This is a genomic window from Paenibacillus sp. PK3_47 (assembly GCF_023520895.1).
Lineage (GTDB): Bacteria > Bacillota > Bacilli > Paenibacillales > Paenibacillaceae > Paenibacillus_AQ.
This window is the reverse complement of sequence record NZ_CP026029.1, coordinates 4,996,782-5,010,437: the sequence shown is the minus strand read 5'-3', so window position 1 is coordinate 5,010,437 and position 13,656 is coordinate 4,996,782. Positions and strand designations below refer to the sequence as shown.

The window sequence follows — 13,656 nt, the reverse complement described above, 5'->3', positions numbered from 1 at the left end:
AAAGGAGGGCATCATGACAGACACAGCTATGGGGCTTTTTGGGATCATGACCAGCCGGCGCCTCAGCAATCCTCCCATTGCAGAACCGGAGTTCTGCAGTCAATTATGCCGCGCAGCCCCGCAGTATGATCTGGAGGTGCTGGTTTTTAACCCGGAAGGTGTCGCGGCAGATGGCCAATCCGTACGCGGATACATCTGGATTAACGGCCAGTGGGAATACAAACAGGCCGCTGCCCCCGACATCCTGTATAACCGCTGCCTGTATGCGACTCCCGGAGACCGGAGAAAAGCAGCCGCTGCCCTTAACGCGCTGTACCGCACACTTCCCTGGTCCCGCGGACTTCCGGGGAAATGGCAGGTATATGAAATATTGCGGCGCAGCCTTAAGGCCGCAAGATGGCTGCCGGAAACCCGGCTGTATACCGGCACCGGAGACCTCGGCACCATGCTGGCCGAAAGAGAGTACGGCATCTTTCTGAAGCCTCATACCGGCTCCCACGGCAAGCGGACACTTCATGCGGTACGTCTGAACGGCAAGCAGGGCGGCGGCTTAAGCCTCAGAGGCCGGGACGGGGAAAACAAACCTTTCAGGCATGCGTTCAGCAGGGTGGCGGACGGTCTGGACTGGATCCATGAATTTATCGGCCAGCGCCGCTATATTATACAGCCTTACCTGCAGCTCACCGGGAACGGGGGGCAGCCGTTCGATGTGCGTGTGCTTGTGCAGAAGAATGGCCGGGGTGCCTGGAGCCTGACCGGCATGGCCGTCCGGATGGGTCACCGCGGATCACTTACCTCGAACCTCCATGGCGGAGGTACTGCGGTTCCTGCCCTGCCCTTCCTGCTTGCAGAATACGGCAATACCGCAAACGACCTGATCGAAGAGCTTGAGGAAGCCGCGGCTCTCCTGCCTCCCCTGCTGGAGGAAGCCTGCGGCAGACTAGGGGAGCTTGGCCTTGATTTCGGCATTGACGCCGGCGGCAGAATTTATCTGCTTGAAGCCAATTCCAAGCCAGGACGCACGGTGTTCCGGCTGACGGGTGACCGCAGGGCTGCTAAGCTCGCCGCCGAGAACCCGCTGCGGTATGCACGGCATCTGCTGCTTCACTCCGCGGCCATCCGCAAGCAGCAGCGCAGACAGTTCCGTTACCGGCGGGAGAATGATATTAATGGTTCCTAAGGAGGATTCATCAATGGGTCTCACTTTTTGCAATGTGCATTTCACCAAGCAGCCCCAAAGAGTCGTCTATGTCTCGGGTGAACTGATGAAAAGCCTGAAACTGTCCGGCAAGAAAAACATCCGCCTGCGGCTGGGAAAGGATGCCACTCCGGCAATGATCAAGCCGATCAAGCGTGCCGGCAAGCATCTTTTCCTGGCCAAAGGAGTAAAGAGCGCCATCAAAATCCCGAAATCAGGCGGGGTCTATTTACGGAACCTGCAAAATGACGAAGTACAGCTCGGACCGCTGGTCGGGGTGCTCTCCGACGGGTCGGGATCTCTTAATCAGCCCTTTGGCTCCCGCACCGGGTTCATCAAGCAGCTGCTGCGCGAAGGGAGCAACAAATGCTACATCTTTGCCTTCATGCCCCGTGATATCAACTGGCAGATGGAGCAGGTGAACGGGTACTTCCTGAATGCGGCCGGCAAATTCGAGCGCAAAATGGTCCCTCTTCCCGATGTAGTCTATAACCGCCTGCCGAGCCGCAGGGCTGAAACCTCGCCTTACATCAATCAGCTCCGCGAAAGGTTCATGCGTAAAAGAATTCCGTATTTTAACTGGAGCTTTTTCAATAAATCCGATATTTACCGGCTGCTGGAAAATGACGGTGCAGCGAACCGCCATGTCCCTGAAACGCACAGCAATCCGACTCCCGACAAAATGCGGGATATGCTCGACCGTCATCATTTTGTCTACTATAAGCCTTCTGCAGGCAGTCTGGGTCACGGAATCTACAGGCTCACTTATCTTCCCAAAAAAGGCTACTTCGCGCGCTACCGCCGGAACGGCAAAAATGTGCTGCTGCGTTTTACCAGCTTCGACAGCCTGATGCGCATGCTGCGCGGACGCCACGGCCAGAGCCTGCATAACTATGTCGTCCAGCAGGGTATCCGGCTGATCGAAATTGACAACTGCCCGATTGATTTCCGCTTCCATATGCATAAGAACGGCAGTAACCAGTGGGTCGTTGTCGGTATCGGAGCCAAAAAAGCCGGACGCGGAAGTGTCACCACCCACCTGAAGAACGGCGGGGCTCTGCTTACACCTCAGCAGGCGCTGGGCCGCGTATTCGGGGCAAGATCCGATGAAGTCCTCCAGCGTGCCAAAGCAACCGCCGTCAAACTCGCTGAATCGCTTGAAATTCAGCACCGGCATCTGCTTGGTGAAATCGGCTTTGATCTAGGAATTGACCAGGATGAGGACATCTGGATGTTTGAGGCTAACGCCAAGCCGGGACGCTCCATCTTCCGCCATCCCTCCCTGCGTGCTGAGGGCAAAGCTTCCGTCGAGCATATCCTGGAGCATTGCCTGTATCTCAGCAAATTCCGCAGGAGGGATGACCTGTGAACTCCCGAATTCCGGACCAGAGCAAGCCCGTAATTGCAATATTGACGACCAGTGACCGGATCCGGCAGTTTCGCGGCAACCGCAGCAACTTCCGCGATATCATCCGTACCGGCCGGGAGCAGGGTTACCTGGTGTATGTTGTGACCACCCGTGATCTTAAACTGGATGAACGGACAGTTAACGGGTACGTCCCATCTGCAACCGGCAAGCTGTGGTACAGCAGCCCCTTCCCCCTGCCCCAGGTGATTTATAACCGGATCTCGAACCGTGAGGAAGAGGAAAAAGCACCTGTTGCCCGAAAAATTGCCGAGTGCCTGGAGCATGAGCATATTCAGCTGTACAATCCTTTTTTCTTCAATAAATGGAATCTGTTCGAATGGCTGAAGGAGTCCCGCTCCACCTCAAAGCATGTGCCCAAAACAAGACGCCTGCGCAGCCCCCAGACGATTGCGGCGATGCTGCAGCAGCATGACAGCCTCTACCTCAAGCCGGAGAACGGCAAAGCAGGCAAAGGAATCATGCGGCTGAGATACCGTGCGGATTCCACCCTGCCCTTCCGGCTGCAGATCCAGACCGGTAAGAAGAACGTGACCTACAAAGCGGCCTCCATGGACCGCTTGTGGGCACGGATTCTCAGGGAAAAGGGCAAAACCCGCTACATTATCCAGCAGGCCATCGTACTGGCTACGCACCGCGGCAGACCTTTTGATCTCAGAGTACTTCTGCAAAAGAACGGCAGAGGCGCATGGTCAGTGACCGGAGTCGGGGCAAGGCTGGCAGGCGCCCGCAGCATCACTACCCACGTGCCGCGCGGCGGCTCCATTGAGGAGCCGGCGAGCATGCTGGAAGGAACCTTCGGTACAGAAAGAGCTGCTGCCATTCTGAAGAATGTCCCCACCACAGCGCTGCTTATTGCCCGGCAGATTGAACGGGCTTCCGACAATATGATCGGTGAAATGTCCATGGACCTCGGCGTGGATGAGGAAGGCGGCCTCTGGTTCTTCGAGGCCAACTCCCGGCCGATGAAATTCGATGAGCCGGCGATCCGCAAGCTGTCGCTGGAACGGATTTTTCAGTACTGCCAGCACCTGGCCCGCCAGAACAAGTAGAACCCGTAAAGGAAGTGACACCATGCAGATATCCTCTATTTATGACTGCAACCCGGAGCAGTGGAATGCCAGGCTGTCCGGACTGCTGAAATTTGTGAGGGAACACGGGGAGCGGCGGATTACGCTCCGCGGATGCAGGGTGCTGGCCTCTCTGACGCCGGAGCAGCTCGGTCAGCCGGGCACTTCGCTGCTCGTCGCCACTGTACGCGGCCAGAACGGCCGCCAGCTGGCCGGCGTCAGCTTCGTGTCCGGCTTCGGCGAAGAGGCCTGCCTGGTTGCCGTGCACCCTTTGTACCGGAGGAAGCACATAGGCACCGCGCTGCTCTCCAGGCAGCTCGAACGTCTCGGCCGGCTTACATGCAGCGTTGCTGCCGACAACACCTCCAGCCTGAAAATGTGCTTCAATACCGGGCTTGCCGCTGTGGAGCTGAAGAACGGCCCTACAGGCAAGCCCACACTGCTGATGGCGTCGCTGCAGAGGGCTGAGCGCCCTGCAAATCTTCCACAAGAAGGTGATTTCCTGTGCCAGAACCCGTCTTAGGCATCCTCACCCTGTACCTGAACGACGCAAAGCAGCTGGAAGAGAAAACCGTATACCGGAAGATGATCATTGAAGGCGGCAAAATAGGACTGGATATCTTTGTGTTTACCCCCGCTGATGTCCATGCCGGCAAAGAGCTGATCCATGCGCTGGTCTATGACACCGGGAGCGGCAAGTGGTCACGCAAATGGCGGAAGTTCCCCGACATGATCTACGACCGCTGCCGGATCCAGCGCAGCCAGCGTTTTCAGCAGCTGCTGACCTTCCGCTCCCGCTATAATCACCTTACCTTCCTGAACCGGCCGCTGCGCAATAAATGGACGATACATCAGACCTTTTCGCAAAAGAGCCGGTTCCGCCAGCATATGCCGGCAACCGTTCTGTACCAGTCCTCTGCGGACCTGCAGCGGATGCTAAAAATCAGTCCCGTGGTTTATGTTAAGCCGATCAACGGCACAGGAGGCCGCGGGATCCTGCGGATTGAGCGGATCAAAGACGGCCACAGCTCCTTCGATATCCAGGGGCGCCGCCAGAACCGGCAGATCATCACCCCGCGGAAAGTATCGCTGACCCGGCTGGATTCCATTGTCCGGCAGTGGTGCATCGGCGGGAAGTTCCTGGTTCAGCAGGGTATCCCGCTGCGTCTGCCCGGCGGACGTTTTCACGACTACCGCATGCTCGTGCAGAAGAATGGCCAGGGCGTCTGGGAGCTGACCGGGATGGCCGGACGGGTTGGAGCCGCACGGAGTGTCACCTCCAACCTGCACGGCGGCGGGCATGCGGTCCGCGCGGAGAAGCTGCTCAAGGAGTGGCTGGGCAGTGAAGAAAAAGCAGCCAAGGCGATGAAAGCCGCCGAGAAGCTGGGGCTCGATGCCGCCGCTTTTCTGGAGGAGAGCTTCGGTACCCTGTGCGAGCTGGCACTGGACCTTGCCATCGACCGGGAAGGCAGAATCTTCGTGCTGGAAGTCAACCCCAAGCCGGCCCGCGAAGTATTCGCCCGCTCCGGCGACAGCGGCACCTACCGCAAAGCCCTGCTGCGCCCGCTGGAGTACGCGATGTGGGTGTACAAAAACAAGAATGCGCCTGCTCCGGTGAAGGCTGCGGAGGAATAGAACATAAAAAAAACAACCGCTTCTTCCGCTCATTAGTCGGAGGGGCGGTTGTTTGTGTAAGTGCTGGACACTACTTTTTTCTTAATGTAATCAGATAATATATCAACAAAATAAACTGTGTTATTCCTATGCTTCCAGGGAGCAGATAAAGCATTTCCAGAAGATACCTCGGAAAAAATTCAATAGTAACAAAACCTCTAACTTCTTCCTCCCCGGTATTTTGTATCCCTTTGATAAATAACAGGAGCAGACCGCTTGGGATCGTAGACACCAAAAACCAAGTGACATGGTACTTTACCCTTTTGGTCTCTATACACATATAACAATTGATAAAGCACAACAAGAGCGGCAAAAAGTACACCTTGCTTATTTCTTTTATGAATTCTGTATCCCGGCCTTCTACTCTTATATCAAGAAAACAAATTAAGATTAGATGCAATCCGACAACTAATGATACACAAAGAACGGCTAGGATCGCTGTCTTGAGCGGTTTCATCCTTTATCCTCCGGAATTTTCAATACCCATAGTGCAATAATAAGAAGGAACTGAACTATAAAAAATATGAAAGGAAAAATGACTACCAATTCGATAACACCGCTGTCAAATTTCATATCAACAAAACCAAACTCAGCGGCGTCATCCCCTGTGTTTTTAAAAAGAAGAAACAGAAAGCCGGTACTAGGAATAGTACTCACACAAAACCAAAGCACATTATAACTTGGCTTCCTTGTGACTAGTGACATCCTGCAAGATATGTAAAGTAAAAATGCCAGCACAGAATATATTAAGAATGCTTGCTTCAGCGTCTCCTGCTCCCATATTCCTTTTTTTAAATCCAGTAAAAAGATAAAAAATATATGTATTGCGACAATGAATCCAACTTGTAAAATCGCTTGCATCCTGGTTATGAATTTACCTTTCAGTTTTCATCTACACCTCACTATTGGACAAAACCGTGACCCACAATTTCTAATCCGATGAACATTTGTAATCAATAGCTATCTTGTGGACACCCCAAATTTCCTCCCGCTCTCTCACTCTTCCCTGGTTACTCTCAATATCCATAATCCAAACATTAACATTATTTGAATCATCGAGAATGCTAACGGAAAAAAGAATAACCAAACAATCTGGCCATCAATTAACTCCAGATCAAGATGACTAAGATCTACAATACCCGGTTCTGTACCTTTATGTTCACTCAGCTGTTTTAGATTGTATAAAACTCCGGTAACCGGCAAAAGACTGCAAATCATCCAGAGCACATCACACCTGATTTTTTTCATTTTTAGAGCCATTGAACAGGTTGTGCATATTAAAATAACCGGACAGAAATAAGCAATCAACCACTCAAGTATTCCTGCGGCTTCTCCCATTTTTATATCCAAGATATAAATGATAAATAAATGGTTCAATGCAACGGTTCCAAACCGGAGTATCACTCCTTTTGGGTACAGTTCTTTATCACGCTTCATCAGTAATAACACTCCTTCGCTGGAACACAAATAGTGCTACCGCTCAATCACTCCCCTATTAATAATCCCCCTATACCTTCCATCGGTTTATTTCTTACATTAATGTATATTATTTGTACATTAGCTGGACTGTTTTATTTTTCACCGGCCTGTTCTTAACTCTTTAAAAATCCGCTTCGCGCTTGAGTTTTAATGTATTTTAAATGTTTACTTTAAACTTTTAAAGCCTCCTTCAAACTTTTAAAGCCTTAATTATGTAGGGACCGGTATTCCTCTTGGGTAGTTCTTGATATGTGTCAGACTGCAGGACTACATATCAGTGACAAGGAGATGAACAGATGTATCGATCACTAAAACAAGGCTTGGTAACCTTCCTGGTCGCGGTGCTGTTGGCAGGCTCATGGCCTCTACAGTCTGCAAGTGCGCTTTATGATCCCGGTATCTTTTTTGAGGGCAATAAGGGGGTACAGAATCATGGATACATGGCTGTAGCTTACGGGCAAGGAACCTTTGTTGCAGCCGGTACTTTTGGTAACATCGCACGGTCCGAAGACGGATTTCACTGGGAATCGGACTCTGTGTCAGAGTATGATCCAATGGTTACTTTTAACGGGGCCGCTTACGGAAATAACAGGTTTGTACTGGTCCGGAATGATGGTCTCATTCAAACCTCAACGAACGGGGAACATTGGACACCTGCCGCTTCCGGGGTGACTTCCGAGTTAAGAGATGTCCGGTTTATTGAGGGGCAATTTATAGCAGTTGGAGATGCGGGAGTCATGCTAACCTCTTCTGACGGGTTATCCTGGACCCAAACGCCTGTACGGACTTCCGGCGGAGACACGCTGACAGACGACTTTACGGGGATTACGTACGGAAACGGGATGTATGCCATTTCCCACAGCACTTCCGACCGTTCTATTCTGGTTGCCTCAAGTGTGTCGGGACCATGGTCAAGAAATGTAATTCATCCTTCGCAAAATCCTACAGTCATAACTTCGGTTACTTATGTGCATGACCGGTTTTACGCGCTAACGCAAGACGAACAAACACTGATTTCGGCAGATGCCGGTTCTGCGGAATGGAAGGCCATTCAAGTGGGCTATGAGTATACGGAGTACGCTTACTTTAAAGGAAATTATTTCATATTTAACTACCCGTTATACACTTCACCTACTGGGGATGAAGAGATCTCCAATTGGCAAAAGCAGTACCACAGTATCAACAATTATACGGCTACAGTTGCGGTTGCAGACAGATTGGTTGCCGTAGGAACTTATGGAATATCCGTTACTTTGGACGGTACCGAGTGGACCAAGACGCTGCCGGTTTTATCGGATTTCGCTTACGGAAACGGTACTTATGTAGCTGTGGGTGAAGGGGATGAAATGAATTATATTGCTGTATCCACGGATTTAACCAACTGGAAGGAAATCCCCTTCTCTCTTGAGCAGGAAGAAATCAAACAAGTCATATTTGCAGACAATCATTTTATCGCTTACGGCAATCGTACGTTCGCCGTCTCAACAGATGGTATACAGTGGGAAATAAGGAATTCGCCATCTTTGTACGGTCTTTACCCGACAGGTCTGGTCTACGGGAACGGGACACTGGTTATGTCAAGCTCCAACTCTGATCTTATTTTAACCTCGAAGGACTTAGGCCGTACCTGGACAGAACAGTCAATGACTAATCCCGGTGTCATTGAATTTGCAGACGGGCAGTTTATCGCAGGAACGATGAACAGTCTGATGTATTCGGAAGATGCAGTCAACTGGCATAATGCGGTGCTTGATGAACTCCCGGAACTGTTCTTTCCGCTGAAAATGGTACACGGTAACGGTAAATATTATATGTTTGGTGTAACACTTGGCGATGAGGGTGACGAAGAAGGCAGCGAAGTGGGGTACGGATATACCTCAACTGACGGCCGGAACTGGACTCATTTCGAGTTCGAATCTACGGAGTTTATTCCTTTAAGAGTGGCCTATTCGGGCGATATTTTTCTGGGCAGCACCATGGGGGTTGACTGGTACAGCTCTCCGGATGGAATTTCCTGGAGCCCTTACCCCCTTGGCAATCATGGAACGGTGGAAAATATTAAATTCTTTAACGGCCGTTTTATAGCATTGGGTGAAGGAGGTCTGGTGCTAACCTCCCGTCCTGTTGAACCGGTAGCCGGAACCATTGACAAAATCAGCAAGGCCGGCTTCACCGTTACACTGGATCAGGCTGTGCCGGGATTGACAGCTGGCGACTTCACCCTCAGCGGCGGCGTCACAGTGGACAGTGTAACGGAAACAAACGGCGGGCTGACTTATCAGGTGAGCGCAGCTCTTGCTGAGGGTGAAACCTATACAGTTTCGGTTACAGCAACGGGTTACCGGTTCACTGTTGGTAATGTCACCATCCCTAAATTGCCGGAACCGACAGCTACACCGGTACCAGAACCAACAGTGACTCCAACCGCTACTCCGGATACCGAGCCGACTGCGGCTCCAACGACCGAACCGACTGCGGCTCCAACGACCGAACCGACTGCGGCTCCAACGACCGAACCGACTGCGGCTCCGACAACCGAGCCGACTGCGGCTCCAACGACCGAGCCGACTGCGGTTCCGACAACCGAGCCGACTGCGGCTCCAACGACCGAGCCGACTGCGGCTCCGACAACTGCGCCGACTACGGCTCCGACGAGTGCTTCGGGCGGAGGCACCACTGCTGCTGCACCGGCAGCTGCAGCGACCCCGGCTCCTGCCACCGCATCCTTGGGCGACTGGACAATAACCGTGAATGTGGAACGGGCCGTCAATAATGGAGTAACTACTGACACGCTTACCCTTCCGGCAGATAAAACCCTGGAGGCGGTAACCAAGACCACCAATACCGGAGGAACTGCATTGCGGATTGCCGTTGCCGACGCCCGGAATCAGGCTGGTGCACTGAACGTGCAGCTCCCTGCGGCCTCGCTTCAGCTCATCAAGCAGGCCGGACTGGATCTTGGCATTGCCACCAGCTATATCGAAACTGAAGTAGCCGCTGAAACGCTGGCGGCTGGGAGCAACGACCTGTATTTCCGTTTCACCCCGGTCAAAGACCAGCAGCAGCGGGAAGCTGTTCGTCAAAGAGCACTGCAGACACAGGTGGTACAATCTGTCTCGAATCAGCTTCAACCGTCGGTCATTGCCACTCCGGTAGAGATCGAAACCAATATCTCAAGCAGCGGTGAAGTGGCAGTGACCCTGCCGCTGGCCGGTATCAGCGTACCGGATGATGCGGTACAAAGAGAGGCCTTCCTGAATTCGCTGGCCGTCTATGTGGAACAGGACAATAACATTAAGCTTGTTGCTGCCTCCCCTGTTCCAGCAGGAAACAGCACGGCAGGCATTAACTTTACAGCCGGTCCTTCTACCATCTTTGCCCTGCTGCAATGGCAGGGGGTGAATGTAAGCAGCCAGCTTACAGGCAGTACGGCCCCTTCTGTCCCAGGCAGCAGCTATATCAACGGCTTCCCGGACGGTACATTCCGCCCGGAAGCCGGAGTGACCCGGGCACAGATGGCTGCCATGCTGGCGCGTCTGCTTCAATCTAATGGACAGCCTCAAGCAGCAGCAGCAGCTTATCCCGATGTCTCACAGGGGCATTGGGCAGGGGATTCCATCTCCCTCGTTACCGGACAAGGGCTGATGATTGGCGATACCAACGGCAGCTTTAACCCCGGACAGGAAATTACCCGGGCGCAACTCGCCACCATTGCGGCCAGATATGCACAGCTGCAGCCGGGCACAGCTGCAGCCCAAGCCTATACTGACACCTCCGGTCACTGGGCAGCCAATGAAATTGCTGCGGTTCAAGCCGCGGGCCTGATGCAAGGCTACAGCGACGGCACCTTCCGTCCGGGGCAGATGACGACCCGGGCCGAAGCGGTCACTGTCCTGAACAATCTGTTCAATCTGGACACGTCCAAGATTACCGGAAGCCCGGCCTGGAGGGATGTAAGCACCTCCCATTGGGCCTATAACGATATTGAGGCGGCCTCCCGGGACTGAGCATTCAAATAATTAAACAAGACGGTCCCCGGAAGAAGTCCGGGCAGATCGTCTTGTTTTCTTTTTGCGGAGCCCCTGCTATCCGCTCCACATTTCTTTTTCCCCATCCGCTGGGCTATAATAAGAGCAATAACTTAGCTACGAGGTGTACCCATGAACGACAACAGGTATGACAATGTGGAAGAATTGATGGGGGCATTCCAGCAATTCTCCAGGATGAACTGGCAAAAGACGACGATGTCCGGCCTGAAGCCCAGTGAGATACGCGTACTTATCACGATCCGGTTAAGCAATAAACGGGACCCGGCAAATATACTGACAGTCTCAGACCTCAGCAGGCTGCTGAAGGTTACTTCTCCTACGGTGACGCAAATGGTAAACGGCCTGCTCGCCCAAGGGTTTGTGATCCGCACCAGTGATGCCCAGGACCGGAGAATCAGCGGGATTATGCTGACTGCCAAGGGCGAAGTGCTGGCCGACAAGGCGATCGACAAAATACATGAAACCTTCAAAGGCATGATTGATTACCTCGGCAAAGAGCAAAGCGATACGCTGATCGGGCTGCTGAACGGGGTCCATGCCTATTTTGAACAGCTGGGCAGCCAGCAGGATAGCCAATAGAATCTCAAACTCCGTCTACCAGCCTCCTTCCTCTTATCCATTGCCAATCTTTCCTCTCTGTACAATCATCCCTATCCCATAATTCACTTCTTTTTCCGCAAAAAAACACAAAGCACAGGTTCGCAGCCTATACTTTGTGTTCATGTTTTTAAGGCCGGTCCGGCAGCTGTAACAGATAGCTGTTGGACATGTTAAGCAGACGCTGTGCTGCTGTAAACTGCGCTTCCGTGGATCCGTCCGCTGTAATGGAATTATCCTTCAGGCTGTAATTGCTGCCGTCGGCATATCCTGCGCCCGTTACATAGATGCTCTCATCATTGATAAAAGACCCGCTCGGCAGAAAATGCCGCGTAGGGAGCAGATTGTTCTGCTGGTTCAGCAAGTCCTCTCCAAAGTGGAGCTGGTTCTCAGCCGAGACACCAAGCAGGTTAGCGACCGTAGGCAGGATATCCACCTGCGCGCCTGTGCGGTCGATCTCTACAGGCAGTGCCCCACCCGGCGAATGGACGATAAACGGAATATTGAACATGTCGGTATAGCCGTATTCATGGCCGACCAGTCCGTTAATCCGTTCTTTTTCATCACTGTCAAGCGTGTACACCGGTACACCCTGATGGTCGCCGTAGAATACGACGAGGCTGTCATCCCATACTCCGCTGGCCTTCAGCTCCTCCAGGAATTGGCCCATGGCATAGTCGGCATAATTCTGGGCGCGTATATAGTTCCCTAACAGTGTTCCCTCATACCCTTCAGGCAGCACCATCTTATACTTGTCTTCCGGAATATGGTAGGGGTGATGTGCGCTCATCGAGATCACCATTGCATAAAAAGGCTGATCCTCCGCATCCATGGCAGCGAGCCGTGGGCCGGTTTTGGCGTACAATACTTCATCCGAAGAACCGAAAGCGATCTGATCCTCCGTGCCGAAGAAGGACTGGTCATAATATTTGTCAAAGCCGATTGCCGGATACAGCGCCTTGCGGTTCCAGAACTCCACACTGTTCGTATGGAAGGTTGCCGTAGTGTACCCGTTCGCAGACAGCAGTCTCGGCAGACTCGGCACGGCTTTTTTCATATAATCGGATGAAGTGGCCGGCTCATTTTTGGGCGCATAGAACGAGGTGTTCACCGCAAATTCGGCATCCGACGTCGTTCCCTGGCCCGCATTGGTATAAAAATTGCTGAAATACGTATTTTCACGGACCAGCTTGTTGAGGTTAGGCGTGATTTCCTGTCCGTCAAGGGTCAGGCCGATCAGGAAATTCTGGAACGATTCCATCTGCACCACGATCAGGTTTTTGCCCTTATCAACGCCAAAGTATTGCGGCACAGCCGGCTCGGCAATTCCTTTGGCTTCATTAACAGCCTGCTGGGTAATCTCTTTGCTGCCGATCATTTCTTCTTCCTCAGTGGTGTCGGCAAAAAGTGTATAGACCTCGTAGTTCAGAATCCCCATGCTCTCCGCCTTCTTAATCTCATTCATGCTGGCATGGTTCGGCCAGATGTTGAAGATGCATAGCCCGAATGAAACTGCGGAAACGGCAATCAATGCCGGACGGCTCATGCGGACTGTACCTCTTGCTTTCCATTTTGCAATGTATTTCGGGCGGAACATAAAGAACAGGAAGCATACGATGTCTACAAAAATAAACAGATAATACGGCGTTATCAGCGAATACGTGCTTTCCCCGACCTTGGTGACCTTATCCGCCTGCTGCAGGGCATGATAAGTAGCGATTACCCCGTAGTATTTGTAGTACATCAGGACGGCAAAATAGATCACTGTAATAAACAGGTTGGCTATCATGTAATACAGAATTTTCCGCTTGGATGCCAGCCATTCGATCAGACTGAATACGATCATAAAAAACGGGATTTCCGTTAAAACCATACTCCAGTTCGGACCGTCGCTGAATACGACAAACCATGCCACCGCACTCTTAATCAGCAGGATGATACTGAATAGAATGATAGGCTTATTTAAATTTTGGACAATGCCCGGTTTGATGCTCTTGATGCTCATTACTTTTCCTCCTTGCTGTACTCCCGGAAATTTCTGAAAGATTCCAGTTTGTTTTCATATGGAAGCAGCACTAAAATCCCGGCCTGATATGATATGCCTGCAGCAACTGTACTAGAGCATTAAACCACAAAATAGATAGGTTATCAACCTAAATTTTT

The 13,656-nt window shown here is 52.1% G+C and carries 10 protein-coding genes; 7 read left to right on the top strand and 3 right to left on the bottom strand.

Translation table 11 applies throughout. The features are described 5' to 3' along the window. Positions 1–13: 13 nt before the first annotated feature. From C2I18_RS21740 to C2I18_RS21720, 5 genes are read left to right on the top strand one after another with little or no spacing between them, the layout of a single operon-like run. Positions 14–1,180: a YheC/YheD family endospore coat-associated protein gene (locus C2I18_RS21740; RefSeq protein ID WP_249897816.1), complete on the top strand. Its 1,167-nt coding sequence runs from the start codon at positions 14–16 to the stop codon at positions 1,178–1,180. Between the two features lie 13 nt (positions 1,181–1,193). Then, positions 1,194–2,567, top strand: coding sequence for a YheC/YheD family endospore coat-associated protein (locus C2I18_RS21735; protein ID WP_249897815.1), 1,374 nt, complete (start codon positions 1,194–1,196; stop codon positions 2,565–2,567). Then, the gene (locus C2I18_RS21730) at positions 2,564–3,676 is read left to right on the top strand and encodes a YheC/YheD family endospore coat-associated protein (protein WP_249897814.1); all 1,113 of its coding nucleotides are present in this window, start codon (positions 2,564–2,566) and stop codon (positions 3,674–3,676) included. Before C2I18_RS21735 ends, C2I18_RS21730 begins: the two co-directional genes overlap by 4 nt. 22 nt (positions 3,677–3,698) lie before the next feature. After that, a complete protein-coding gene (locus C2I18_RS21725) occupies positions 3,699–4,217 on the top strand; it encodes a GNAT family N-acetyltransferase (RefSeq protein ID WP_249897813.1) in 519 nt (172 codons plus the stop codon). Then, on the top strand, positions 4,199–5,329 hold the full coding sequence (locus C2I18_RS21720) for a YheC/YheD family endospore coat-associated protein (protein ID WP_249897812.1): 1,131 nt from the start codon (positions 4,199–4,201) through the stop codon (positions 5,327–5,329). The genes C2I18_RS21725 and C2I18_RS21720 overlap by 19 nt, the downstream gene beginning before the upstream one ends. Positions 5,330–5,821: 492 nt before the next feature. Here the strand turns inward: C2I18_RS21720 and C2I18_RS21715 are convergent, their stop codons facing one another. Then, the gene (locus tag C2I18_RS21715) at positions 5,822–6,229 is read right to left on the bottom strand and encodes a hypothetical protein (RefSeq protein WP_249897811.1); all 408 of its coding nucleotides are present in this window, start codon (positions 6,227–6,229) and stop codon (positions 5,822–5,824) included. 135 nt (positions 6,230–6,364) lie between these two features. Continuing rightward, complete coding sequence (locus tag C2I18_RS21710; RefSeq protein ID WP_249897810.1) at positions 6,365–6,805, bottom strand: hypothetical protein; 441 nt, start codon at positions 6,803–6,805, stop codon at positions 6,365–6,367. A gap of 338 nt (positions 6,806–7,143) precedes the next feature. Here C2I18_RS21710 and C2I18_RS21705 point away from each other — a divergent pair, with 338 nt between their 5' ends. Both C2I18_RS21705 and C2I18_RS21700 read left to right on the top strand, forming a co-directional pair. Continuing rightward, positions 7,144–10,854, top strand: a complete 3,711-nt coding sequence (locus tag C2I18_RS21705; protein WP_249897809.1) for an S-layer homology domain-containing protein — start codon at positions 7,144–7,146, stop codon at positions 10,852–10,854. A gap of 153 nt (positions 10,855–11,007) precedes the next feature. Continuing rightward, positions 11,008–11,475 (top strand): MarR family winged helix-turn-helix transcriptional regulator, encoded by a 468-nt coding sequence (locus C2I18_RS21700; RefSeq protein ID WP_249897807.1) that lies wholly within the window; start codon positions 11,008–11,010, stop codon positions 11,473–11,475. Positions 11,476–11,623: 148 nt separating this feature from the next. Here C2I18_RS21700 and C2I18_RS21695 read toward each other — a convergent pair whose 3' ends face one another. Beyond that, positions 11,624–13,498 (bottom strand): LTA synthase family protein, encoded by a 1,875-nt coding sequence (locus C2I18_RS21695; protein ID WP_249897806.1) that lies wholly within the window; start codon positions 13,496–13,498, stop codon positions 11,624–11,626. Between the last annotated feature and the right edge of the window lie 158 nt (positions 13,499–13,656).